The following is a 24,794-nucleotide window of genomic DNA, read 5'->3' on the forward strand; positions in this document are numbered from 1 at the left end:
GGGCCAAATCGATTAAATGCGATGGCGGAATAAGATTTCTCGTGGACACGGTAAAAATCCGGCCCGCATGAGCGGACCGGACCCGGAAAATCCATCCATTTCAAATAAGTAGGACAATTGCCCGGCAGCCGGGCAATCGCCACATGGCGGAATGTTATTCGTCGTCGCCGCTTTCCGGCTGCTGGAAGCCGTTGCGCTCACCGGTGACGATCTCGCGCTTGCCGACATGGTTGGCGGGACCGACGAGGCCTTCCTTCTCCATGCGCTCGACGAGGGACGCGGCACGGTTGTAGCCGACGGCAAGACGGCGCTGGATGTAGGAGGTCGAGCACTTGCGGTCGCGCATGACGACCTTGACGGCCTTCTCGTAGAGGTCGTCGCCGTCCTCGGCCGCGATGTCGCCCTTGTCGAAGACCGCGCCGCCGGCAGCCGGCTTCTCGTCCTCTTCTTCCTCTTCGTCGGCGGTGACCGTCTCCAGGTATTCCGGACGGCCCTGGGCCTTCAGGTGCAGCACGACCTTCTCGACCTCCTCGTCGGAGACGAACGGACCGTGGACGCGGGAAATGCGCCCGCCGCCGGCCATGTGCAGCATGTCGCCCTGGCCGAGGAGCTGTTCGGCCCCCTGTTCGCCGAGGATGGTGCGGCTGTCGATCTTCGAGGTCACCTGGAAGGAAATGCGCGTCGGGAAGTTCGCCTTGATCGTGCCGGTAATGACGTCGACCGAGGGGCGCTGCGTCGCCATGATCAGGTGGATGCCGGCGGCGCGCGCCATCTGGGCGAGCCGCTGGATCGCGCCTTCGATCTCCTTGCCGGCGACCATCATCAGGTCGGCCATCTCGTCGACGATGACGACGATATAGGGCATCGGCTCAAGGGAGAGTTCCTGGTCCTCGTTGATCGCCTCGCCGGTTCCCTTGTCGAAGCCGGTCTGGACGCTGATCGTGATCGTCTCGCCCTTGTCGCGGGCGGCGGCGACGCGGTTGTTGTAGCCGTCGATATTGCGCACGCCGAGGCGCGACATCTTGCGATAACGGTCCTCCATCTCGCGCACTGCCCATTTCAGCGCCATGACGGCCTTCTTGGGATCGGTGACGACGGGGGTCAGGAGGTGCGGGATGCCGTCATAGATCGACAGTTCCAGCATTTTCGGGTCGACCATGATCAGGCGGCATTCTTCCGGGCGGAACCGGTAGAGCAGCGAGAGGATCATCGTGTTGATGGCGACGGACTTGCCCGAGCCGGTGGTGCCGGCGACGAGCAGGTGCGGCATCTTCGCAAGCTCGGCGATGACGGGTTCGCCGCCGATGGTCTTGCCGAGGCAGATCGGCAGCTTGAAGCCGGTCTTGGCGAAGTCCGCGGAATCGATCATTTCGCGGAAATAGACGGTCTCGCGCGTGGCGTTCGGCAATTCGATGCCGATGACGTTGCGGCCGGGCACCACGGCGACACGGGCCGAGAGCGCCGACATGGAACGGGCGATGTCGTCGGCAAGGCCGATGACGCGCGAGGACTTGACGCCCGGGGCCGGTTCGAATTCGTAGAGCGTGACGACCGGGCCGGGGCGGACATGGATGATCTCGCCGCGCACGCCGAAGTCCTCCAGCACGCTTTCGAGAAGGCCGGCATTCTGTTCGAGTTGCTCCTGCGTCAGCACGAAGCCGACGGTGCGCGGCGGTTCCTGCAGGAGGTCGCGCGGCGGGTATTCATAGGTATCGGCGGTCGGCGTCGCGAGGGTGACCTGGAACGGCCTAGCGCGCGAAAGCACCGACGAGGGCGTTTCGCGGACGGGTTCGACGACGGCGGCGGGCGCAACGGCCACCGGGACCGGCCTTGCCTCGACGAGGGCCGGAATGGCTTCCACCGTCTCGGTAGCCGGCGCGGCTTCGGCAATCACCGGCTCGGCCTTGATTTCGGGAACGGCAACGGCCTCGACGGCCACCTGGCGCGTCACGGCCGGCCGGCAATCGACAACGCGATAGAGGGAGGCGACGGAAACCGGCTCCTCGCGCGGCGTTTCGACCGGGCGGGCCGGCATCGTGGCAACGGGTGCCGGCGTCGGCAACGTCATGCGCACGACGGACACCGCCGGACGCGCCGGGGCAATGGAAACGTTCTCCTCGGGAACCATGGTCTCCCAGAAGGCGTGGTCGGAAAGATGGGCGAAGCGGCTGATCGCCTCCTGCACGCTCGCCTTCGCGGCCGGCCGGGCGGACGTGAATGCGGTAGCCTGTGCCGGCACGGCGGGCTTGAAGACGACGGCGGCATCGGCCGGAACCGCATTCTGGCGGGCCGCGATGACAGCCTGCACGAACTGCGGAACGGGATCGGCCGCGGCAGCGGTTGCCGGGGCCTGCTGCTCCTCGAAGCGGCGGCGGCGTTCTTCCAGCGCTTCGCGCAGGCGCAGCAGGAGCTCGGCCTGCGTCAGCTGCGGCTGGGGCTGCGGAACCGGAGCGGCTTCGGGCTGCGGGTTCTGGGACTGGGAAACCGGGAACTGGGGAACTGGGGACTGCTGCACCTGGGACGTCTCTGCTTGCATTTCTGTGGGAGCCGGCTGGATAGGCTCTTCGATGATCGGCTCGGCCTTGGTGACCTCCTCGGCGGCCGCCTCCTCGATCCGGGCGGCGGCCTTGTCGGGCGTGCGCGTGAAGCGGACATTCGGCGCCAGATAGAAGTGGCTCTCCCATGTCCCGTCGGCATATTGGCCGGGATCGTAGCTGCGCAGGGCCGGCGAGCGGAAGCGCGGCCGGTAGTGGTCGTCGTTGGCGACCGGTTCGCTTTCGCCGTGCCACGCTTCCTCTTCCGGAGGCGTCTCGGTCACGGCGTTGTTTTCATATGGATAATGCGACGACGCATCGTCGTTTTCCCCTTCGGTCTCGAGGACGGGATAGAAGTTTGTTCTGGAAATACGCATGAACCTGAAATCTCGACGATCATTGCCGATGGGGATGCGTAGATGGTTAGGAAATGAAGGTTAACAATGTCTTTGGAGAGCGGCAAAATCTGTTTGCATTCCCGCGTCGAGGCACCTTCCGCCATCGCTCCGGAGGGCCGAAAGTCCCCGCGTCCGGTCGCTATGGGCGTTTACGCCGACCGGAAAAATTTCTCCGGCCTGCACGACGATATGGGACGCGGCTCGGATCACTCCCCGGCGGCAGGCTGGCCTTCGGCTGCCTCCGGCTCGCCCGGCGCCTCGGGGGGCACGTCCGGATTGCCCTCCGCCCGGTCGCGGTGGAGCGCCGCGCGGGCGAGCAGCATCAGCGTGACCGGCGTCGTGACCGTGACGAAGATGCCGATGAGGATCTCGTGCACGACGGGGCGTGTCGCCAGCACCGTGAAGAAGATCATCGAGGCCATGACGATGCCGCCCGTACCCCAGCTCGTGCCGAGGGTCGGCGCATGGATACGCTCGTAGAACGTCTTGAGGCGCAGGAAGCCGATGGTGCCGATCAGCGTCAGCCCCGAGCCGATGACGAGGAAGAGGGAAACGAGGAGCGCCGCCCAGTCCGGCAGGTCGCCCGCATGCTCGATGGTGCTCATTCGATCACCTCCCCGCGCATCAGGAACTTGGCGAGCGCGACCGTCGCGACGAAGCCGAGCATGCCGATGACCAGCGAGGCCTCGAAATAGATGACCTTGCCGGTGCGCATGCCGAATACCATCAGGAGCAGCATGGAATTGACATAGAGCGTGTCGAGCGCCAGCACGCGGTCCTGCGCGCGCGGGCCGCGGGACATACGCAGCGCCGCCAGTGCCATGGCGAGCGCCAGGCAGATCTGCGCGAAGGTGACGGACCAGGCGAGGATCGTTTGGCTCATGCGAAAATCTCCAGCAGCAAGGCCTCGTAGCGGCCCTTGATCAGGGCCTGCCATTCCGCCTCGTCGACGAGGTCGAGCACATGGATCAGCACCGTCCGGTTCAGCGAGTTGTATTCGAGCCAGGCCGTGCCCGGCGTGCTCGTCACCACCACGGCGAGCACGGCCAGCGCCGTCGGATTTTCCAGCTCGAGCGGAACGGTGATGAAGCCGGCCTTGTGATGCGGCTTCCTGCCGCTGACGAGGATCGAGGCGACGGCGATGTTCGAGCGCACGATGTCGTAGAGCACGATGCCGATCAGCTTGGGCAGCAGGTACCATTTCGGCAGGCGCGGCTTGACCGGACGCAGCGCCGCCATGCCCCAGGAGGCGAAGACCGAGACGATGCAGCCGAGGATGAGGTGGCCGAGCGTGAAGCCGTTGAGGGCCAGCCACATGACGACGAGCGAGGCGGAAAGGAGCGGATAGGGCAGCATGTCAGATCCCTCCCCCGCCGTCCGGCCCGCCCGGTTCGGCAATCCCGGCGCGGCGGGCATTGATCACGGCGTCGATATAGGTGGCGGGCTGCTGCAGGTTGCGGACGGTCTCCTCCATGTAGCTCATGGCGGGGCCGGCCTTGACGGTGAGCGCCAGCGTCAACGCGATCAGCAGCATGACCGGCGCCATCTCCATGACGAGCACGCGCGGCACGGTGCCTTCCATCGATGCCCAGAAGGTGCGGATGCCGGCGCGGGTCATGGAGATCAGCGCGGCAAGGCCGGAAAGGATCAGCAGGCCGACGATCCACCACACCGAGGCGGGGATCGGCCCCTCCGCCGCGACATTGGTGCCGATCATGCCGGTCAGCATGGCAAACTTCGCCACGAAGCCGGACAGCGGCGGCAGGCCGGACAGGAGGATGCCGCAGGCGGCAAAGCAGATGCCGAGCACCGCGATGGTCCTCGGCATGGTGACGCCGACCTCGACCTCCTGATCCTCCTCGTCCGCATCGCCATAGGCTTCCATGGTGACGGCGAGAACCGAGGCGCCCGCGTCCTGGCCGCGCTCGACGAGCTCGATGAGCAGGAAGAAGGCGCCGATCGTCAGCGTCGAGCTGACCATGTAGAACAGCGCGCCGGCCGTCACCACGCCGTTGTTGAGGCCGAGCACCGCCAGCAGCGTGCCGGAGGAGACGAGCACGGAATAGCTCGCCAGCCGCCCGAGCGCCTGCGAGGCGAGCACGCCGATGGTGCCGAACGCGATGGTCGCCATGCCGCCATAGAGCAGCACGTTGAGGCCGAGCCCGGCGGACGCCCCCTGCCCGAAGACGAGCAGCGACAGGCGCAGGATGACATAGATGCCGACCTTGCTCATGATGGCGAAGATGCCGGCGACCGGGGCCGTCGCGGCGCTGTAGGCGCCCGGCAGCCAGAAGTTCAGCGGCCACATGCCGGCCTTGATGAGGAAGACGACGCCGAGGATGGCGGCCCCCGCCTCCAGCAGCATGCGCCGCTCGCCCTCGATTTCGCCGATGCGCACGGCAAGGTCCGCCATGTTGAGCGTTCCCGCCGAGCCGTAGATCGCGCTGACGCCGATGAGGAAGCAGAGCGCGGCGGCAAGGTTGACGGCGATATAGTGCATGCCCGCCTTGACGCGCATGGAGCCGGAGCCGTGCATCAGGAGGCCGTAGGATGCGGCGAGCATGACCTCGAAGAAGACGAAGAGGTTGAAGAGGTCGCCGGTCAGGAACGCACCGTTCAGCCCCATCAGCAGGAACTGGAACAGCGAGTGGAAATGCGCGCCCGCCGTGTGCCAGCGCGCAAGCGCATAGACGAGCGTCGGGATCGCCAGGATCGAGGCCAGTACGAGCATCAGGGCGGAAAGCCGGTCGGCGACGAGCACGATGCCGAAGGGCGCCGGCCAGTTGCCGAGGAGATAGACGCCCTCGAAACTGTCCGCGCCGCTGCCATTGCCCGCAAGCCGGAAGAGGCTGAAGGCGACGGCGGCGAGCGCAAGGCACGAGACGACGCTGATCATCGCCTTCACGACGCGCTCGCGCTCGTCGAAGAAGAGCAGGAGCGCGCCCGCGACGAGCGGGATGAGGATCGGCGCGATGATGAGGTGTTGCTGCCAGCCGCTCATTTCGGCTGCTCCCTGCCGTCGACATGGTCCGTGCCGGTGAGGCCCCGGGCCGCGAGCAGCACGACGAGGAAGAGCGCCGTGGTGGCGAAGCCGATGACGATGGCGGTCAAAACGAGCGCATGCGGCACGGGATCCGTCATCGTCGAGATCGGCACGCCTTCTTCCAGCAGCGGCGCCGCATTGGACTTCACGCCCCCGACGCCGAAGATGAAGAGATTGACCGCATAGGACAGCAGCGAGAGGCCGATGATGACCTGATAGGTGCGCGGGCGCAGGATGAGCCAGACGCCAGAGCCCGTCATGATGCCGATACCGAGGGAAAGGATGAGTTCCATCAGGCGTCCTCCGCCTTGGGGGCTTCGAGACTGCGGACCCGATGCGTTCGTATGGACTGGTGGGCGAGCGCGATGAGGATCAGCACCGTCGCGCCGACGACGAGGGAGAAGACGCCGAGATCGAACAGCAGGGCGCTGGCGGCCGGCACCTTGCCGATGAATGGCACCTCCATGTATTGCGAATGGGTGGTCAGGAACGGATAGCCGAAGAGCCAGGAGCCGAGCCCGGTCGCGGCGGCGATCACCAGGCCGAAGCCCATCCAGCGCAGCGGCAGGATGCGCAGTCGGTCCTCTGCCCAGCGCACGCCGCCGGCGAGATATTGCAGGAGGAAGGCGATGGCCATCGTCACGCCGCCCGCGAAGCCGCCGCCCGGCAGGTCATGCCCGCGCAGGAAGAGGTAGATCGCGAAGGTGATGATGACCGGGAACATCCACTGCATGATCACCGAAGGCACCAAAAGGTAGTCCCGCACCGTGTCGCCGGCCGAGCGCTCGGGGCGCTCGGCGTCGAAAGCCGCCTGGATGCGCTGCTGCTCGGGCTTTTCCACGCTGTCGGGCGCGGGACGGAAGCGGCGCAGCAGCGCGAAGACCGTCAGCGCCACGATGGCCAGCACCGCGATCTCACCCATCGTGTCGAAGCCGCGGAAGTCGACGAGGATGACGTTGACGACATTGCGTCCGCCGCCTTCCGTATAGGCCTTTTCGAGGAAATAGCTGGCGATCGCGTCGGGAACCGGCTGTTTCATGATGGCATAGGAGAAGAGGAACATGCCGAAGCCGCAGGAAATGGCGAGCACGAAGTCGCGGAAGCGGCGGCTGCGCGCGGCGAGCGAGACGGCATTGTCGATCTTTTCCCAGCGCTTGGGCAGCCAGCGCAGGCCGAGCAGCAGGAGGACCGTCGTGACGATCTCCACGACGAGCTGGGTGATGGCAAGGTCGGGCGCCGAAAGCCACACGAAGGTGATGCAGGTGGTGATGCCCGCCCCGCCGAGAAGAACGAGCGCCGCGAGGCGATGATGCTTCGCCTGATAGGCCGCGCCGAGCGCGCAGAACGCGCCGATGCACCAGACCGCCGCGAAGATGGGGTCGGCATCGCCGAAGACCGGGGCTTTGGGCGAAAAGCCCGCCAGGTAGAGCGGAACGACGCCGGCGAGCAGCCCGGCCGCGGCGACGAGGCGAAGCTGCGGCTGGAGGTTGCGCGTGCCCAGATGGCTTTCGAGGTAACGTGCCCACTTCCACGAGACCGTGACCAGCACGCGCTCGAAGATGCGCTGGCCGCCAAGGTGCCGGAAGAGCGGCGGGCCGTCGTCGCATCTGGCGAGATAATCCTTCAGCACCGCATAGAGCGCCGCGCCGCCGACCAGCGCGATCAGGCTCATGATGAGCGGCGTGTTGATGCCGTGCCAGATGGCGAGGCTGTATTCCGGCGTGCGATCGCCGAGGACGGACACCACCGCGGAATGCAGGAAAGGCCCGATCGACAGGCTCGGGATGATGCCGACGACGAGGCAGGCGAGCACGAGGAACTCGATGGGGAAACGCATCCAGTGCGGCGGCTCGTGCGGCTTCGGCTTCGGCAGGTCCGTCGGCGCGGGGCCGAAGAAGACCGTGTGGATGAAGCGGAGCGAATAGGCGACGGAGAAGGCGCCGGCGAGCGTGGCGACATAGGGCAGGATGCGGTCGAGCACAGAATCGGCATGGGTCTCCACCGCCTCGGCGAAGAACATCTCCTTCGAGAGGAAGCCGTTGAGCAGCGGGACGCCCGCCATCGCCGCGCTCGCCACCATGGCGAGCGTCCCGGTGATCGGCAGGTATCTGAAGAGGCCGCTCAATCGTCGCATGTCGCGCGTTCCGGTCTCGTGGTCGATGATGCCCGCGGCCATGAAGAGCGAGGCCTTGAAGGTGGCGTGGTTCATCATGTGGAAGATCGCAGCGACCGCCGCGACCGGGCTGCCGAGGCTGAGCAGCGTGGTGATGAGGCCGAGATGGCTGATCGTCGAATAGGCGAGCAGGCCCTTGAGGTCCTGCTGGAACATCGCGAAATAGGCGCCGAGAAGCAGCGTGCTGATGCCGGCGATGCCGACCAGCATGAACCATTCATAGGTGCCGGAAAGCGCGGGCCACAGCCGCACCAGCAGGAAGACGCCCGCCTTCACCATGGTTGCCGAGTGAAGATAGGCCGAGACAGGCGTCGGCGCGGCCATGGCGTTTGGCAGCCAGAAATGGAACGGCACCTGCGCGCTCTTGGTCAGCGCGCCGATCAGGATCAACAGCAGCGCGGTGAGATAGAGCGGGTGGGCCTTGATCTTGTCGCCCGCCGCCAGCACCGCGTCGAGATCGTAGCTCCCGACGATATGGCCGAGCACCAGCAGCCCGGCGAGCAGGCAGAAGCCGCCGATGCCGGTGATCGTCAGCGCCATGCGCGCGCCGTCGCGGGCTGCGGCGTTGTGGTGCCAGTAGCTGATCAGGAGGAAGGAGAAGATGCTCGTCAGTTCCCAGAACACCGAGAGCAGGATGATATTGCCCGACACGACGATGCCGAGCATCGAGCCCATGAAGGCGAGGAGGAAGGAGAAGAAGCGCGGAACGGGGTCTTCTTCCGACATGTAGTAGCGCGCATAGAGCACGACCAGACAGCCGATGCCGGTGATGAGCATGGCGAAAAGCCAGGCGAAGCCGTCCATGCGCAGGGTGACGTTCAGGCCGAGCTGGGGAAGCCATTCGAGGTCGAGCCGCACCTTCCCGCCGTTGCGCACCGCGGGGTAGAGCATCGCGGTCATGACGAAGCCCGCAAGGGTCACGGCGCCCGACATGCGGGCCGCCAGCACGCGGGAATCCGTCCGCAGCAGAATGGTCGCGGCAAGGCTTCCCAGGAAGGGAAGGCAGACCAGCAGGACCAGTATGGTTTCACCTGTCATCGTTTGATCGATCGCTTTCGAACGTCAGAGCTTCTCTCGGCCGCGGACCGGCCGCATCGGGAAGACCGCGCGATCGAGGGTCGATCTGGCGGCCGTCAGGCGAATTCCGTCGGAGGGGCACGAGCCCCTCGCGCTTCAAGACCGCCATTGCGCGGCCGGAACGGCGCAAGCACGGCTAGCACCGCACGAGGGCTGGCAAACCGGTGCGCCGTCTCCGCGGGAATGCAGGCGTGGTCGAGGCCGGCGCCGTCGAACGACACGATCTTGCCGGCGACCGCACGCTTGCGGCAGTCCTTTTCGACAGGAACGGATGACTGGCCCACAGTCTTCAGCGTGCCGGTGCGAAACAGTATCGAGGCGGCGCTGGCGGCAGGCGGAATCGAAAGGGCGGACACCAGCAGCAGAAGACAGGTTAGCGCGGTGCAGAGAAGGCGGAAAGCCCGACTGAATGGTCGATGCTGTTGCCCTGTTGCTGCCAAACGCCTTGCCTCTCGATATCGCCGTCCGTCTTGAAGATTCCTTCATCCGGACAATACGTTGGCGGGATTGACGCTGTCCACCCGAAAGCGTGAAACTTTTCCAAAATTGTGCCGATTTTCTGCGTCGGTTGGATGATTTTTCTCTCTGCGACACAATGGCCGGCCCGCGGCGCGGCCTTCGGCTTGAAGGCACGCCTCTTTGGGCGCATCCTGTTTTTGCGAATCGCATGAGGCAGACCTGCTCCGCACGAGCTCTTCGCCCGGAGACATGGCGCGCCGAATATCCGGGCCTGCCGGACCATCCCGGCCGCCCGGCGAGTACCGTGCCGGGCTCCTGCCGGCGCGGCGTCAGTTCACTCTTGAAGGGGATCAGCGATGACGGATGCGCGAAGGGAATGGATCAGCAAACGGGCTTACGCCATCTGGGAAGAGACCGGCCGGCCGCATGGACATGACGGGGAGCACTGGGCACAAGCCGTGCGCGAGCGCGAGGAATTCGAACGCCTGGCACCGGAGGCAAGGACCGCGACCGCGAAGAAACCGCTGATCGAAATCTCGGCGAAGGCAAAGAAAACCGAGACCGCCAAGCCGAAAAAGAAGGCAGATTCCACCGCAGAAAAGCCGGCCTCCGCCAGGCAGGCAAAGGCAAAGGCGCTCAAGACGGCGGCGAACAGCAAGCCGATCTGAATCCGGCCGCGGCACTTGGCCTCTTGGAGCCGGGCGCAAAGCACTCTATCTGAGCGGCAAAACGTTCTTTCACGAGGTGCCCGTGCGCTCGCTCTATATGGCCGCCGGCCTGCTGATGACGGTGCTCGGCATTATCGGCGCCTTCCTGCCGCTGTTGCCGACGACACCCTTCCTGCTGGTCGCCGTCTGGTGCTTCTCACGTTCCTCGCCGCGCCTCGAGCAATGGCTGCTCGACCACCCCACGCTCGGCCCGCCTTTGACGAACTGGCGGCGGGAGGGCGCGATCGCGGGCCGCGCCAAGGCCATTGCCATCTGTCTCATCGTCGCAAGCTACGGCTTCTTCTGGTATCGCACGGACCCCTCGCCCGTGCTCGCGGTCAGCGTCGGGCTCATCCTCTCGGCAAGCGCGCTCTTCATTCTCACCCGTCCCCTTCCGAAGAAGGGCTGAGGGCATGACGGGGAAGGACGACGCGCCCGTCATCGTCTGGTTCCGCAAGGACCTGCGCGCCGATGACAATGCCGCCCTCTCGGCCGCGGCCGAAACGGGCCGTCCCGTGATCGCGCTCTATATCCGCGAGCCTGCGGAACTTGGGACGGGGCCGCTCGGTGCGGCGCAGGCCTGGTGGCTTCACCATGCGCTGGCCTCCCTTGCCGCGACGCTGGAGGAGCTCGGTTCACCACTCGTCCTTCGCAGCGGCGATGCACATGCGGTGCTCGACCACGTCATCGAAGAGACGGGGGCGGACACTGTCCACTGGAACCGCCGGCACGATCCGGCGGGCATCGCCGTGGATACGCCCATCAAGGCGGCCCTGAAGGCGCGCGGCCTTGCCGTCAGGAGCTTTGCGGGCCAGTTGCTGCACGATCCGACGCGCCTCATGACGGGCGAGAAGAAGCCGTACCGCGTCTACCCCCCCTTCTGGAAGGCGCTGGAGCGCGAGGGCGAGCCGCACGAGCCCGTCGACGCACCGGAAAGGCTCCACGCTCCGAAGCGGCTCCCGCAATCCGAAGCCCTGGACGACTGGGCGCTACTGCCCGCAAAGCCGGACTGGGCCGCCGCCTTCGGCGAGGTCTGGACGCCCGGCGAGAAGGCGGCGCGCAAGCGGCTCGACACTTTCGTCGACGGCCCGATCGAGGACTACAAGACCGACCGGGACCGCCCCGCCATCGACGCGACATCCCTGCTATCGCCGCATCTCGCATCGGGCGAGATCTCCCCTGCCCGCATCTGGCACGCGACGCGCGGCCTCGGAGCGCCGCGGGATGATGTGATCCATTTCCGCAAGGAACTTGTCTGGCGGGAATTCTGCCACCACCTGCATTTCCATTTCCCGGCGCTGGCGGAAAGGAACTGGAACGATCGCTTCGACGATTTTCCGTGGGAGGGGAGCGACAGGGACTTCGATCTCTGGACGAAGGGCATGACGGGCTATCCCATCGTCGACGCTGGCATGCGGCAGCTCTGGCGGCACGGCTGGATGCACAACCGCGTGCGCATGATCACCGCCTCCTTCCTCGTCAAGCATCTCATGATCGACTGGCGGCGCGGCGAGAAATGGTTCCGCGACACGCTGGTGGATGCCGATGCCGCATCGAATCCGGCGAACTGGCAATGGGTGGCGGGCTCCGGCGCGGACGCCTCGCCCTTCTTCCGCATCTTCAACCCGATCCTGCAGGGCGAGAAATTCGATCCGGACGGCACATATGTCCGCACCTTCGTGCCGGAGCTGCGGAAACTGGACTCCGCCTGGATTCACAAGCCCTTCGATGCGCCGGAAAGCGCGCTCGCCGAGGCGGGCGTGGAACTCGGAAGGACCTATCCGAAGCCCATCGTCGACCATGCAAGCGCGCGCCAGCGGGCACTCGCCGCCTACAAGGCGCTGAAAAGCGATTGACCTAATCGCGGTCGTCGAGCACCGACGCGATGAAGGAGACGAACGCCTCCCCCGCCGCCGCCAACGGCCCGCTATTGTCGATCACGACCGTATCGGCCGCCACCACGATCTCCGGCGCGACCCGTTCCAGCCGCCTCGCGACCGCTTCGGCGCTTTCCCGCCCGCGGGCGGCGAGCCTTGCGGCAAGAACGTCCGGCCGCGCCGTGATCAGCACGACCTTCAGGCGCGGATAGGCATCGGCAAAAGCCGGCAGCGCGGAGCGGCTGCCATTGGCGACCAGCGTCACGCCGCTTGCAAGCCGCGCATGCGTTTCGCCGGGAATGCCGTAGGAGAGGCCGTGCGCATCCCACGAGACCGCGAAGCCGCCCTCGGCCTCGAGGCGGCGGAAACTGTCGGCGTCGATGGCCTGATGCGCCTCGCCTCCGGCATCCGCCGGGCGGGTGATCGCCCGCCGCACGAAACCGAGGCGGGTCTCGCCGGCAAAATGGCGTGCGGCATAGGCCATGACGCTGTCCTTGCCGGCCCCGCTCGGGCCGACGACGACGACCATGGTGCCGGCTGCAGCCGTCACGCTCATGCCACTCGCCTGCCCTGGCGCCATACCGAGCGGACAACGGGAACGCCGGACGGCCGGCGGACGCGCACGATGTCGGCGCGAAGGCCTTTCGCGATGGCCCCGCGGTCGTCGAGGCCGACGGTGCGGGCCGGCGTCGTCGAGACCATGGCGATCGCTTTCGGCAGGCCCATGCCCTCATCGGCGAGGATGAAGGGCGCGTGCATGAGGCTGAAGGGCACGTAATCCGAGGAGAGAACGTCGAGCACGCCGAGGCCGGCAAGGTCGCGGGCGGCGATATTGCCGGAATGCGACCTGCCGCGCACGACGTTGGGCGCGCCCATCAGGACGCTCATGCCCGCCCCGTGCGAGGCTTTCGCCGCCGCGATGCTGGTCGGGAATTCGGCAAGGCGGATGCCGTAGCCGATGGCCTCCTCTACATGGTCCAGCGTCGCATCGTCATGGCTGGCGATGGAGATGCCGCGCGCGGCGCAGGAAGCGGCGATGGCGTCGCGATGCGGCTTGGCATAGCGGGCGGAAAGGTCCTGCTGGCGCTTGCAGAAGGCGTCGAATTCCTCGTCCGTGAGGCCGCGCTTCTTCTTGTGGTAGAGGATGTACTGGTCCAGCGTCTGGAACTGCCGCTGGCCGGGTGCGTGATCCATCAGCGAGACGAGGCGCACGAGCGGGTCGTCCTCGAACTCCTCGTAATGGTCGAGCACATTGTCGGTCGAGACCTCGCAGCGCAGGTGGATGAGGTGCTCGGCGCGCAGACGGTCCTCGTTCTGCGCGCCGGCGATCGCATCGGCCATGGCGCGCATCTCGCCCTTCTCGAAGCCGCTCTCCCCGTCCGAGCCCATGCGCAGACAGTCGAAGACCGTGGTGATCCCGGAGGTGACGACCTGGGCATCATGCGACTGGATCGCGGCCGTCTTCTCCCAGCGCACGCCGGGACGCGGCGAGTAATGGGCTTCGAGATGGTCGGTATGGAGCTCGACGAGGCCGGGAAGAAGGTAGTCGCCTTCCATGTCCTCGCCGGCGGTGGAGGGACCTTCGGAAATGTCGGCGACGAGGCCGTCCCGCAGCACCAGCGTGCCATCGAGGATCCGGTCCTCCAGCACGATACGGGCATTGGAAAGAACGGTTTCGCGGGTCATGTCATGCGGTCTTTCTGCTGACGGCTCCGCCGAGCGGGAAGAGCGAATGGACGGTGAAATCGGCGCCGCGCGCAGCTTCCCGGAAGAGCGCGAGGCCGCTGACCGGCAACGGACGGCCGTGGAATTCGGCGAAATGATCGAGCAGCACGCTTGCAACGGCCTCCCGGCGCTCGGCGGGAACACGCCCCGTCAGCGTCATGTGGAAACGGAACTCGTCGAAGACGTAGGGGTAACCCCACTGGACGAGGTTCTGGCGCTCGGCGGCATTCAGCTCGTCGGGCTTGCGGCGGGCGATGTCGGCGGAGGTGAGCGGCGCACGGAAACGCTCGAAGCGACGCACCACCTCGCCGGCAAGACTTTGCAGCTCATCGCAATGATCGCCAGGCACCAGCGCGAAGAAGGAGCCGAGCCGGCCGACGACGACTTCGGGAATATCGAAGGGGTCGGCTTCGGAAACGAAACGGCCGAGCTCGGCCACGAGTTCGGCCTCGCTGCGGCCCTCGGCCAGCGTGAAGGGCGCCTTCAGCGTCGCGTGGAAGCCGTAGCGCCGCGGATCGGCGGTCAAGCCCGCTAGAGAAGCCGCATCGAAACCTGCCGCCGCCGGCTGATCGAGCGCCGAGCCGGTAAAGGCATTGCGCCCGAGCCAGCGCTGGGCGGCAAGGGTGAGCGGGTCGCTTGCAGGGGGCGTGAAGTAGAGGGCGTAACGCAAGGGCTCGTTCCTGTAATGCTCGTTCGGTGCCGCCCGGAGACGGTTCCGAATCTGAAAGGTCATCCGTGGCAGCATCATGCCGCCACGCATTCAATGCGCCGGCGTGCCGTCAGTCGGTGGCGCAAGACATTCGAAATGCCGCCGAGGAGCCGGGACTCGAAGCACCGTGGAGTAACCGTCTCCCTGTTCGCACGGGTGCGCACCGGTCCAAAGTTTGAGTCCTGCCCCGATGATCGTTGCAGAATGGGCATTCGATTCCCAGCAATAATGTGTCCGGGAGACAACGAAGGACATGATCCGGGGCGGCACCAATAGCGTCGCATGGCGACGGGCGCAGCACTGCTGTGAAGCAGTATGGCCATTTCCCCACCGGATCGAAAGGCCGTCATTCCGCGCCCATACGACCGCATCCGACTTGCCTTCGAAGGCAGACACATCGCTTTCCGCAACTATCCGCGGCTCGTTTTAAGCGGCCGGAATGACGTGGGTGTGACGGGGAGTCATCGCGGGGACGAAGAGGGATGAACGGCAATCGGCATGGTGCATTGGCGACCTCACCTCTTCGGTTCATATGGATCAGATCGCCTCGCGCATGCGCCTCGCCCAACCCTGTCCGGTTGAAGCAAGGCGAAATCGGGTAGCGTTGCGTCAGTTGGCCGTACCGTCCGGCGTCACGCTCTGGCTGTCGCCGCCGGTGCTGGATTGCGGAGTGGGGTCACGGTCCGTCGGCGCGGCCTGGCCGTTGCCGGTGCTGTTGTCCGTCGTTCCGCCGGCCGGCACCTGATTGCCATCGGTCGTCGAGGAGGTTTGCGACGCGTCGGTCGGGGCGGAGGGATCGGTCTTCTGGCCCCAGAACTCGACCGCGCCCCAGACGAGGAAAACGAGCACGAGGCTGACGCCGAGCACCTTCAGCACGGGCCAGCCGGGGCCGCCCTGCCGGACCTCCCGCGCGGCATATTCCTTGCGCTCGGGGTCGTGGGTGCGGGTCAGCGGATCGCCGCGCTCGTCCTGCTGGTGGGTCATGGCTTGTACTCCCTGGTCGTTCGGTCGGGGAAGAAACTGGCCGTGAAGCAGAAAAGTTCCCGTTTTCAGGCCTCCGCCGGGCCGTCCAGCCCCAGGCTTTCGAGCAGCCGGCGCTGGCGCAGGAGGAGCTGGGCGAGCGCGGCAACGTCACCCTTGGCCGGCTGGTGCGTCATGCCTTCGGCCACCGCTTCCACGATGGCCTCCAGGGTATCGGTGATCTCGCGAGAGACATCGTGCAGTTCGACAAAGCGCGGATCGCTCGCCGCGGCGGTCAGGGTCGCCGCCGTGACCCGGCCTATGCCCTGCGGCACCTTCGCTCCGGCATCGACATAGCCATCCGGCAGGTCGCCCTTGAGATTGCATATCCGCCGGTAGCGGATGGCATCGATAATCTGGTCGACCGCCTGGCAGGCGCCGGCGACGCGGGAGGGATGGTCGGTATCGGCCGCGGCATGCGGCAGGAGCTCCAGCTTGCCGGGATGACGCTCGGCAAGCTTCAGATAGGGCAGCATCGGCCCGCTGAGCGCGCCGCTCGTCGCATTCCGGAAGAGGTCCGCGTCGATGGCGGCGTAGCGTATCTGCCCTGCGGCCAGCGCCCGGTCGAGTGCCGCCGTATCCACCACCTCGCCGCGGTCGTAGTTGACGAGCACGGCGCCGCGGTTCATCGCCGAGAGTACGGTCTCGCCGATCATGCCGGCATTGGCGTAAAGGCGTGTCTCCTCGTCGAGCCGCCCGAGGCCGACATGGACGGAGAGCACGTCCGCGCCCTTCGCCGCCGCGACGGGCGTCCCGGCATAATCGAAGCCCTCCGCCTCGATCCATTGCCGGTGACGGGCGCGGGCATGGACGACCACATGCATGCCGAAGGCGCGGGCGAGCTTCGCCACCTCGCGACCGATATTGCCGTAGCCGAGCACCGCCATCCGCTGCCCCTCCAGCTTGGCGGTGGGATAGGACTTGAGGTCGCGGCCGGTATCGAAATCGCCGGCGGCAACGCGTTGGTGCAGAAGCTCCACCGGCAGGTCCGGCGTCACCTTGAGGATCGCCTTCATCACCATCTGCGCCGTGGCGCGGCTGTTGATGCCGGGCGTGTTCATCAGGGCGGCCGTGCCGCCCTCGCCGTTGCCGCCGCCCCAGGAGGCAGAGCCCATATTGCCCGTGCCCGCGCCGATGCGCACGCCGCCGAGCGCAAAGACCGCCTGCCGCGGAATGAAGGTCGCCGCCGCGATCAGCGCGTCATAGCGGCCGTCCGCGGTCTGGGCGATGATCTCGGCCTCGCCGCTGAGGTCGGGCTGGTAGAAGAAGTGGATGCCGGGTGGCAATTCCTCACGCTGGTAGGCGGCTTCGTGGAACGCGCCGCCCTTCGCCTCGATATGCGCGCGGACCTCGCCCGGATCGGGCTTGCCTTCCGCATCGAAGCGCAGGCCGATCAGGTCGGCGATCAGGACCTTGTAGGCGCGCCGCGGATCGTCCAGCCGTCCTTCGTCCGCAAAAGCTGCTTGCTGATCCTGCATGGCGCCCCTCCCTGCCCTTTCCGCCTTCGTAGGCGAGATTTCGAAGGGGGGCAAGCCGCCGGGCGGCAGGGCGAAAGCACCGTGGACGGCCAGAACCGCCCTATTGCCCGGCCGTCATACGACCGTCATAAAGACCGGCGGAAAAGGATTTCTCATGACGCCTCGCGCCTTCACCACCATCGAAAACGAATGGATCACGCTCGCCGACGGCACGCGGCTCGCCGCGCGCATCTGGATGCCGGAGGGCGCGCAGGCCGATCCCGTTCCCGCCGTCTTGGAGTTCCTGCCCTATCGCAAGGGCGACGGAACCAGCCCACGCGACGAATCGACCTATCCCGTCTTCGCCGCGGCCGGCATTGCGGGCGTGCGCGTCGATATCCGCGGCTCGGGCGAATCCGACGGCGTCATCGACGGCGAATATACGCCGCTGGAGCTTGCCAATGCCTGCGAGCTGATCGCCTGGATCGCCGCGCAACCCTGGTCGAACGGTTCCGTCGGCATGATGGGCATCTCCTGGGGCGGCTTCAACTGCCTGCAGGTCGCGGCCTTGAAGCCGCCGGCATTGAAGGCGGTCATCTCCATCGCCTCCACCGTCGATCGCTACAACGACGACATCCATTACAAGAACGGCACGCACCTTTCCGCCCAGCTTTCCTGGGCCGCGACCATGCTGGCCTACCAGTCGCGCTCGCCAGATCCCGAGATCGTCGGCGCGCGCTGGCGGGACATGTGGATGGAGCGGCTGGAGAACGAGCCCTTCTTCCTGGAGGAATGGCTGCAGCATCAGCGCCGCGACGCCTTCTGGGAGCACGGCTCCATCTGCGAGGACTTCGCCGGCTTTCCCGTTCCCGCCCTCGTCATCGCCGGTTGGGCGGACGGCTACCGCAGCACGCCGCTGAAGGCTGTCGAGGGGATCGGCGGGAAGGCCAAGGCGCTGATCGGACCGTGGGTCCACAAGTATCCGCACTTCGCCTGGCCGAAGCCCCGCATGGATTTCCACGCCGAGGCCATCGCGTGGTGGAACCGCTGGCTGCGCGGCGAGGAGAACGGCGCGGAGGACATCCCGCAGGTGCGCGCCTATATCCAGGACGCTCCCCGCCCGGCGCTGCGCCGCGATTTCGATCCCGGCTTCTGGATCGCCAAGGATCGCTGGGAGGCGCCGGACATGGCAGCCTTTCATGTCGACCGACACGGCGCGCTCATGCCCGGCCAGCCGGTTGCCGACACCCCGGCCGACGACCGCTTCCTGAAATCGCCGCTCGACACCGGCATCATGGCCGGCGAGTGGTTCACGCTGAAACCCGATGCCGAAATGGCGCTCGACCAGCGCCTCGACGATGCCGGCTCCCTCGTCGTCGAGACCGCGCCGCTTGCCGAGGCGCAGGATTTTCTCGGCCAGCCGGTGCTGGAGCTGGAGGTGGCGACGCAGGTCGAGGTCGCCAATCTCTGCGCCCGCCTCGTCGATATCCACCCGGACGGGACGGCGACGCGCGTCACCTTCGGCGTCATCAACCTTGCCCACCGCAACGGCAATGCGGAACCCTATGCCATGCCCAAGGGTAGGAAGGTGCGCATCCGCCTCGTGCTCGACGCGATGGGCTACCGCTTCCGCGCGGGGCACCGCATCCGCCTGTCGCTCTCGACCTCCTACTGGCCGATGGTCCTGCCGCCGCCGGTCGACGCCGGCGTGACGCTCGACCTCGCCTCGCTCGACCTTGCCCTGCCGAAGCTCGGCGAGCACCGGGTCGTCTCCCTTCCCGAGCCGGAAAATCCTAATCCCCTGCCGGCCTATATCGAACTCTCCCCGCCGGAGACCGCGCGGGGCGTCGAGCGGGATCTGACGAACGGCCTCACGGAATATTCGATCTACGAGGATACCGGCCTCTACGAGCATCCCGGCACGGGACTGGCGACGCGCCAGGTGCGCGACGAGCTGTGGTCGATTGCCGGGAACGATCCGCTCTCGATGACCGGAACCGCTGTCTGGACCTGCGACATGCAGCGGCCCGGCTGGTTCGTGCGCACCGTCTCGACCGCCACCATCGCCTGCACCGCGCGCGACTGGGTGATCTCGGCCCATGTCCGCGCCTTCGAGGGCGAGGTGCAGATCTTCGAGAAGTCATTCGGGACGGCGATCCCGCGCGACTTCATGTGATGCTTTAACCAATCAATGGAAGTCGCGGGATTTGATGCGGATCGTTTCCCGCCGATCTGCCTCCTCCAGCTTCTGATCGATGCCGCGGCGGCCGACGGTGGAAAAATCGGCGGACAGGTCGATGAGCTGCTGCGCGACGATGTGCACCACCTCGCCTTCCCGCTGGACATAGCCCCTGACGCCGATCATCGGCGAGCCCATGACGATGGGCCTGTAGGCGAGGAAGATCTTGCGCCAGACGACGAGGTTGGCGATGCCCGTCTCGTCCTCGATGGTCACGAAGATGACGCCCTTGGCCGAGCCCGGCCGTTGCCGCACCAGCACGATGCCGGCGGTCTCGACCTTCTGGCGGTCCTTCAGATCGATCGCCTGTGCGCAGGTGAGGAAACGGCGGTGCGAGAGGCTTTCGCGCAGGAAGCTCACCGGATGGGCGCGGAGCGTCAGGCCGACATGGCCGTAATCCTGCACGACTTCTCCCCCCGCCGCCATCGGGCGGAGCGCCACGATCGGCTCCTCGATCTCGGCAACGAGCGCCGCCTCGCGCTCGGCCGCCGCGGTGAAGAGCGGCAGAGGCTCGTCCCTGAGGCCGCGGATCGCCCAGAGCGCTTCGCGGCGCGAAAGGCCGAGTGACGGCCGGAAGGCATCCGCCTCGGCAAGACGGACCAGCACATCGGTCGTAAGTCCCGCGCGGCGCCAGAAATCGTCGATCGAGGCGAAGGGCTCGTCCTGCCGGCCGTTGATCAGGTCGCTCGCCTCCTTGTTCTTCAGTCCCTTCACCATCCGCAGCCCGAGACGCACGGCAAAGCGGCCCGCCTCCTCCGTCGGCTCCAGTGTGCAGTCCCACCGGCTTTCATTGATGCAGACCGGCCGCACCTCCACCCCATGGTCGCGCGCATCGCGCACGATCTGCGCGGGCGCATAGAAGCCCATCGGCTGGGAATTGAGCAGCGCCGCGCAGAAGACATCCGGGTGATGGCATTTCACCCAGGCGGAGGCATAGGCGACGATGGCGAAGCTGTAGGCATGGCTTTCCGGGAAGCCGTAGGAGCCGAAGCCTTCGAGCTGGCGGCACATGCGCTCGGCGAATTCGCGCGTGTAATCGTTCCTGACCATGCCCGTGATCAGTTCCTCGCGGAATTTATCCACGCCGCCCGTCTGCTTGAACGTGGCCATCGCCCGGCGCAACTGGTCGGCACGGCCGGGCTCGAAGCCGGCGCATTCGATGGCGACCTGCATGGCCTGCTCCTGAAAAAGAGGTACGCCGAGCGTTCGCTTCAGGACCTTTTCGAAAGCCGGCTGGGGATATTCGACCTCTTCCAGCCCCTGCCGCCGGCGCAGATAGGGATGCACCATGTCGCCCTGGATCGGCCCCGGCCGCACGATGGCCACCTGGATGACGATGTCGTATAATTCCTTCGGCCGGAGGCGCGGCAGCATGGACATCTGCGCCCGGCTCTCGATCTGGAAAGTGCCGATCGTGTCGGCCTTCGAGATCATCTCATAGGTCGCCGAGTCTTGCGGGATGGTCTTGAGGTCATGGGCCTCGCCCTTGTGCTCCTTCAGGAAGTCGAAGGCGCGGCGCATGCAGGTGAGCATGCCGAGCGCCAGCACGTCGACCTTCATGAAGTTCAGATATTCGATATCGTCCTTGTCCCATTCGATCACCTGCCGGTCGTCCATCGCCGCCGGCTCGATGGGCACGAGATCGTCCAGCCGGTCGCGCGTCAGAACGAAGCCGCCCGGATGCTGCGAGAGGTGACGGGGCCGGTCGATCAGTTGCCGGGCGAGCTCGAACAGCAGCTTAATGCGGCGGTCATCCACATTGAGGCCGGCCGAGCCCGCATGGGTTTGCGGAATGTCGTTGGACCAGCCCCAGACCTGCGAGGACAGCGATTTCAGCACATCCTCGGGCAGGCCCAGCGCCCGCCCCACATCGCGCATGGCCGCCCGCGAGCGATAGCGGATGACGGTGGCGCAGAGAGCGGAACGGTCCTTTCCATAGGTCTCGTAGATCCACTGGATCACCTCCTCCCGGCGCTCGTGCTCGAAGTCCACGTCGATGTCGGGCGGTTCGCCGCGCTGCTCGGAAACGAACCGCTCGAAGAGCAAGCCGTTCACCGTCGGCTCGATGGAGGTGATGCCGAGAACGAAGCAGACGGCGCTGTTGGCCGCCGAGCCGCGCCCCTGGCAGAGGATGCCGATCGAGCGGGCATGCCGGACAATGGCATTCACCGTAAGGAAATAGGGCGCATAGTTCATCTTCTGGATCAAGCCGAGCTCCTTCAGAAGCTTTTTACGAACTATTTCCGGTATCTCATTGTGATAAAAGGAATTTGCACCTTCCCACGTATATTTCTCCAGCGCCTCCTGCGGCGTGAGGTCCGCATATTCCTTCTCGTCGGGATATTGGTATTGCAGTTCGTCCAGCGAGAAGCGGCAGCGCTCAACGATCTCCAGTGTGCGGCGTAGGGCCTCCGGGTAGCGGACGAAGAGGCGGTGCATTTCCTGCGGTGGCTTCAGGTAGCGGTCGGCATGGCGCTCGCGCAGGAAGCCGGCATTGTCGATGACGACATTGTGGCGGATGCAGGTCATGATGTCCTGCAGCATGCGGCGGCCGGGCTCGTGGTAGAGCACGTCGTTGGTGACGACGGTGGGCACACGGTACCGTGCTGCGAGGTTGGACAATTCGAAGAGGCGGAGCTGGTCGTTCGGTCGGCGGCGCAGCGTCAGGGCGAGATAGCAGCGGTCACGGAAGATCTCAGCAAGGCGGCGAAGCTGGAAGGCGGCGGTCTCGTCCGCCTCGTCCGGCACCAGCACGGCAAGAAGCCCTTCGTTCCATTCCACGACATCGGCCCAGTCGATATGGCACTTGCCCTTGCCCGCCCGCTTCTTGCCGAGGGTGAGCAGGCGGCAGAGACGGGCATAGGCATCGCGATCGGTGGGATAGACGAGCAGCGACATGCCGTCGGCAAGGTCCAGCCGGCAGCCGACGACGAGGCGCACCCGAGGCATGTCCGGTGGCAGCTCCTTCGCCGCCCTGTGGGCCTGCACGACGCCGGCGAGGCTGTTGCGGTCCACCACGGCGAGGGCATCGATGCCGAGGGCGCTTGCCTGCGCGAACAATTCCGCCGCGCTGCTCGCCCCGCGCAGGAACGAGAAATGGGAGGTGACCTGAAGCTCGGCGTAGCGCGGTTTCATGCGAAAATCCCGTGCAGGAACCAGCGGCCGGCGCCGTTCGCGGCCTCGGCCTCATCGCCCGAGCGGAAGAGCCAGAAGCGCTCGCCGGCCTCGTCCTCCACCTGGAAATAATCGCGCACGGCGGCAAGCTCGGCGTCGCGCTTCCACCATTCGCCGAAGATGCGCTCCGGCCCGTCGGCACGCTTGACGCGCCGGCGCATGCCGCGCCAGGTGAAGAAAGCAGGCGGGTGGTCGGGCAGGAGCGCCACGACCTCAACGGGCTCCGGCCGCGCCAGGAGACGGGCGGGGCGCGGCCAGTCCCCCTGCCATGTGGCCCCGCCATCGGGAGCAAGCGGGGCGATGCGCTGGATGGAGCGTTCCGGCACGTCGCTTTCGACCGGCGCGATGCGGTAGAGGCGGCGCGCGCCGATGCGGTTGGCGATCACATCGACGAGCCCGGCAAGGTCCGCCCTCTCCTCCTCGACCAGAGAGGAAACGGCCTGTTGCAGGACGAGCGGTTCGGCGAGCGTGGCGGTCAGGTCCATGATCTCGATGCCGAAGCCCGGATCGATCGTCTCGATCCGGTCGCAGAGGAGCCGGACGAGCCGCTTTTCCTCCCGCACCGCCCGGGCCGTGCCGACGCGGATCGCCTGCAGGGAAGCATCGACGCGGTGGAAGACGAGGTCGAGCCGCCGCGCGCCGAGCCCGCGTTTTTCCAGCGCAAGGCAGAGATCCTCCACGAGGGCGGCCGTATAGCGCGCGATGGTCTCCGGCGCGCCGATCGGCTCGCCGAAGACCTTGCGGACGGTCACGAGTTCCGGGTCGCGCAGCGGATCGACGGGCTCCGAGACGATGCCCTGCAGCTGGTCGAGCCGGCGGCCGAGGAGCGCCCCGAAACGCAGGACGAGCGGCGCGCGCGGCACGGCCAGCACATCGCCGATGCAGGCAAAGCCGAGGACATGCAGGCCCGTCACCGTTTCCGGCGGAATGCGCAGGCCCTGGAGCGGCAGCGGCGACACGGCCTTACTCGCCGCGCCGGGCGGCACGACGCAAACCGGATCGGCCAAAAAGCGCGCCACGGCATAGGCCGCGCCCCAACTGTCGGCCACCGCGGCGCGAGCGGCGATGCCGGAGGCGGCAAGGCGGTTGACGAGGCCCGTCAGCATGCGCTCCTCGCCGCCATGCAGGTGGTCGGCGCCGGTCGTGTCGATGACGAGGCCATCCGGCGGGTCCGGCGCGACGATGGGCGCGTAGTGCTGCAAGGCCCAGAGGGAAAGGCGGGCGAGCGCCGCGGCATCGGCCACGGGATCGGCCGGCATGGTCAGGATGTCGGGCAGCAGGGCATGCGCCTTGGTCAGCGGCATGCCGACGCGCAGGCCCGCCTGTTCCGCCGGGCGGCTCACCGCCGTCACGATGCGGCGCGGGCCATCCCGCCCGACGAGAACGAGCCGCCGGTCAGGCGGAGGCGCCGAAGCGCCAAGCGCCCGTCTCAGGCGGTCGATCGGCCAGCCGGGAAGAAAAAGCGATACGACCCTCGGCATCGGATGCCTCCACTTCGAACTTAGCCGCCTCGCCGGCCCGGCAACGGGCCAGCTCCAGCAGCCAACGGGCCCGGCCGATGCCGGGCACGGCAAGCGGCACGGACGGCCGCATGGAAACCCGCCAGCGCGTCACGGCGGCGGAAGGCAGCGCGAAGGCATCGGTGCCCCCTCTCTGCCGGACGCGGCGCAGGGCGATGCCGAGCGTGCCGCCGGCTTCCGCGGCAAGCTGCAGGCGGCGCGAGGCGGTCATCGACAGGCGCGCGACTTCCGCCACCACCGCGCCGAGCCCGCCATGGCGCAGCCCCTCCTCGAAACAGAGGAGCAGGCTCTTCTCGTCGCCGGCCTCCACATAGAGGACGCGGCCGGGGGCAAGCCCCGCCTGCGCCAGCGCCGGGGCGAAGAGATCCGGCCGCGTCAGGCACCAGAGCACCTGCCCTTTGGTGCGCGCGGCAATGCCGGCGGCAAAGAGCATGGCGGCCGCCCCTTCCACGGCGTCGTTGCCGCCGCCGCAGACCTCGTGCAGGCTGGCGAGCGCCAATCCGCCGCCGGGCAGCCGGTCGTCGATCTCCGGCACGCCGAACGGCAGCACCGCCCGGTCGCGCAAGGCACGGCCGTCGAACTGCCGGATGCGGTCGCGCAGGTCTGCGACAACGGCATGGACGGAGGCGGACATGGCTTTTCGGCTCCTGCTGACGGATAATTGTTCTCTATTTGTTCTCAA

Annotated in this window: 18 protein-coding genes and 2 pseudogenes; 4 read left to right on the plus strand and 16 right to left on the minus strand. The window is 66.8% G+C overall.

Annotated elements, in window-relative coordinates:
- Positions 1–154 precede the first annotated feature (154 nt).
- From DSD28_RS07565 to DSD28_RS25810, 8 genes are all read right to left on the minus strand, one after another.
- Positions 155–2,911, minus strand: coding sequence for a DNA translocase FtsK (locus DSD28_RS07565; RefSeq protein ID WP_119255767.1), 2,757 nt, complete (start codon positions 2,909–2,911; stop codon positions 155–157).
- 227 nt (positions 2,912–3,138) lie between these two features.
- On the minus strand, positions 3,139–3,537 hold the full coding sequence (mnhG, locus tag DSD28_RS07570) for a monovalent cation/H(+) antiporter subunit G (protein WP_119255768.1): 399 nt from the start codon (positions 3,535–3,537) through the stop codon (positions 3,139–3,141).
- Positions 3,534–3,815 (minus strand): K+/H+ antiporter subunit F, encoded by a 282-nt coding sequence (locus DSD28_RS07575; protein WP_119255769.1) that lies wholly within the window; start codon positions 3,813–3,815, stop codon positions 3,534–3,536. The genes mnhG and DSD28_RS07575 overlap by 4 nt, the downstream gene beginning before the upstream one ends.
- Entirely contained in the window at positions 3,812–4,288 is a 477-nt protein-coding gene (locus DSD28_RS07580; RefSeq protein ID WP_119255770.1) for a Na+/H+ antiporter subunit E, read from the minus strand. Before DSD28_RS07580 ends, DSD28_RS07575 begins: the two co-directional genes overlap by 4 nt.
- A 1-nt stretch (position 4,289) precedes the next feature.
- A complete protein-coding gene (locus DSD28_RS07585) occupies positions 4,290–5,933 on the minus strand; it encodes a monovalent cation/H+ antiporter subunit D (protein WP_119255771.1) in 1,644 nt (547 codons plus the stop codon).
- Entirely contained in the window at positions 5,930–6,268 is a 339-nt protein-coding gene (locus DSD28_RS07590; protein ID WP_119255772.1) for a Na+/H+ antiporter subunit C, read from the minus strand. The genes DSD28_RS07585 and DSD28_RS07590 overlap by 4 nt, the downstream gene beginning before the upstream one ends.
- Positions 6,268–9,186 carry a monovalent cation/H+ antiporter subunit A gene (locus DSD28_RS07595; protein ID WP_119255773.1) on the minus strand — a complete coding sequence of 973 codons (2,919 nt, stop codon included), beginning with the start codon at positions 9,184–9,186 and terminating at the stop codon, positions 6,268–6,270. The genes DSD28_RS07590 and DSD28_RS07595 overlap by 1 nt, the downstream gene beginning before the upstream one ends.
- Before the next feature lie 95 nt (positions 9,187–9,281).
- Positions 9,282–9,665, minus strand: coding sequence for a hypothetical protein (locus DSD28_RS25810; RefSeq protein ID WP_162911291.1), 384 nt, complete (start codon positions 9,663–9,665; stop codon positions 9,282–9,284).
- Between the two features lie 375 nt (positions 9,666–10,040).
- On the opposite strand from DSD28_RS25810, the pseudogene DSD28_RS26480 reads away from it, so the two are divergent.
- The 3 genes and pseudogenes from DSD28_RS26480 to DSD28_RS07615 all read left to right on the plus strand — a co-directional run.
- A pseudogene (locus DSD28_RS26480) lies at positions 10,041–10,169 on the plus strand (DUF2934 domain-containing protein); the annotation flags it as partial.
- A 265-nt stretch (positions 10,170–10,434) separates the two neighbouring features.
- On the plus strand, positions 10,435–10,800 hold the full coding sequence (locus tag DSD28_RS07610; protein ID WP_119255945.1) for a YbaN family protein: 366 nt from the start codon (positions 10,435–10,437) through the stop codon (positions 10,798–10,800).
- A 4-nt stretch (positions 10,801–10,804) separates the two neighbouring features.
- Positions 10,805–12,247 (plus strand): cryptochrome/photolyase family protein, encoded by a 1,443-nt coding sequence (locus tag DSD28_RS07615; protein ID WP_119255776.1) that lies wholly within the window; start codon positions 10,805–10,807, stop codon positions 12,245–12,247.
- A gap of 1 nt (position 12,248) precedes the next feature.
- On the opposite strand, the gene phnN is transcribed toward DSD28_RS07615, so the two are convergent.
- The 5 genes and pseudogenes from phnN to DSD28_RS07640 form a co-directional block, all read right to left on the minus strand.
- The gene (gene phnN, locus DSD28_RS07620) at positions 12,249–12,824 is read right to left on the minus strand and encodes a phosphonate metabolism protein/1,5-bisphosphokinase (PRPP-forming) PhnN (protein ID WP_119255777.1); all 576 of its coding nucleotides are present in this window, start codon (positions 12,822–12,824) and stop codon (positions 12,249–12,251) included.
- On the minus strand, positions 12,821–13,954 hold the full coding sequence (locus tag DSD28_RS07625; RefSeq protein ID WP_119255778.1) for an alpha-D-ribose 1-methylphosphonate 5-triphosphate diphosphatase: 1,134 nt from the start codon (positions 13,952–13,954) through the stop codon (positions 12,821–12,823). Before DSD28_RS07625 ends, phnN begins: the two co-directional genes overlap by 4 nt.
- A gap of 1 nt (position 13,955) precedes the next feature.
- Entirely contained in the window at positions 13,956–14,663 is a 708-nt protein-coding gene (locus tag DSD28_RS07630; protein WP_119255779.1) for a DUF1045 domain-containing protein, read from the minus strand.
- A gap of 648 nt (positions 14,664–15,311) precedes the next feature.
- Positions 15,312–15,686, minus strand: a complete 375-nt coding sequence (locus DSD28_RS07635; RefSeq protein WP_119255780.1) for a hypothetical protein — start codon at positions 15,684–15,686, stop codon at positions 15,312–15,314.
- 65 nt (positions 15,687–15,751) lie between these two features.
- A pseudogene (locus tag DSD28_RS07640) lies at positions 15,752–17,164 on the minus strand (NAD(P)-dependent oxidoreductase); the annotation flags it as partial.
- 190 nt (positions 17,165–17,354) lie between these two features.
- Here DSD28_RS07640 and DSD28_RS07645 point away from each other — a divergent pair.
- Positions 17,355–19,355: a CocE/NonD family hydrolase gene (locus DSD28_RS07645; RefSeq protein ID WP_119255782.1), complete on the plus strand. Its 2,001-nt coding sequence runs from the start codon at positions 17,355–17,357 to the stop codon at positions 19,353–19,355.
- A gap of 12 nt (positions 19,356–19,367) precedes the next feature.
- On the opposite strand, the gene DSD28_RS07650 is transcribed toward DSD28_RS07645, so the two are convergent.
- Genes DSD28_RS07650 through DSD28_RS07660 form a run of 3 tightly spaced genes read right to left on the minus strand, consistent with a single transcriptional unit; the run spans position 19,368 to position 24,746 of the window.
- A complete protein-coding gene (locus tag DSD28_RS07650; RefSeq protein WP_119255783.1) occupies positions 19,368–22,553 on the minus strand; it encodes an error-prone DNA polymerase in 3,186 nt (1,061 codons plus the stop codon).
- The gene (locus DSD28_RS07655; protein ID WP_119255784.1) at positions 22,550–24,073 is read right to left on the minus strand and encodes a DUF6504 family protein; all 1,524 of its coding nucleotides are present in this window, start codon (positions 24,071–24,073) and stop codon (positions 22,550–22,552) included. The genes DSD28_RS07650 and DSD28_RS07655 overlap by 4 nt, the downstream gene beginning before the upstream one ends.
- The gene (locus tag DSD28_RS07660; RefSeq protein ID WP_119255785.1) at positions 23,988–24,746 is read right to left on the minus strand and encodes an ImuA family protein; all 759 of its coding nucleotides are present in this window, start codon (positions 24,744–24,746) and stop codon (positions 23,988–23,990) included. The genes DSD28_RS07655 and DSD28_RS07660 overlap by 86 nt, the downstream gene beginning before the upstream one ends.
- Between the last annotated feature and the right edge of the window lie 48 nt (positions 24,747–24,794).

The organism is Shinella zoogloeoides, from assembly GCF_003574625.1.
Classification (GTDB): Bacteria; Pseudomonadota; Alphaproteobacteria; order Rhizobiales; family Rhizobiaceae; genus Shinella; species Shinella zoogloeoides_A.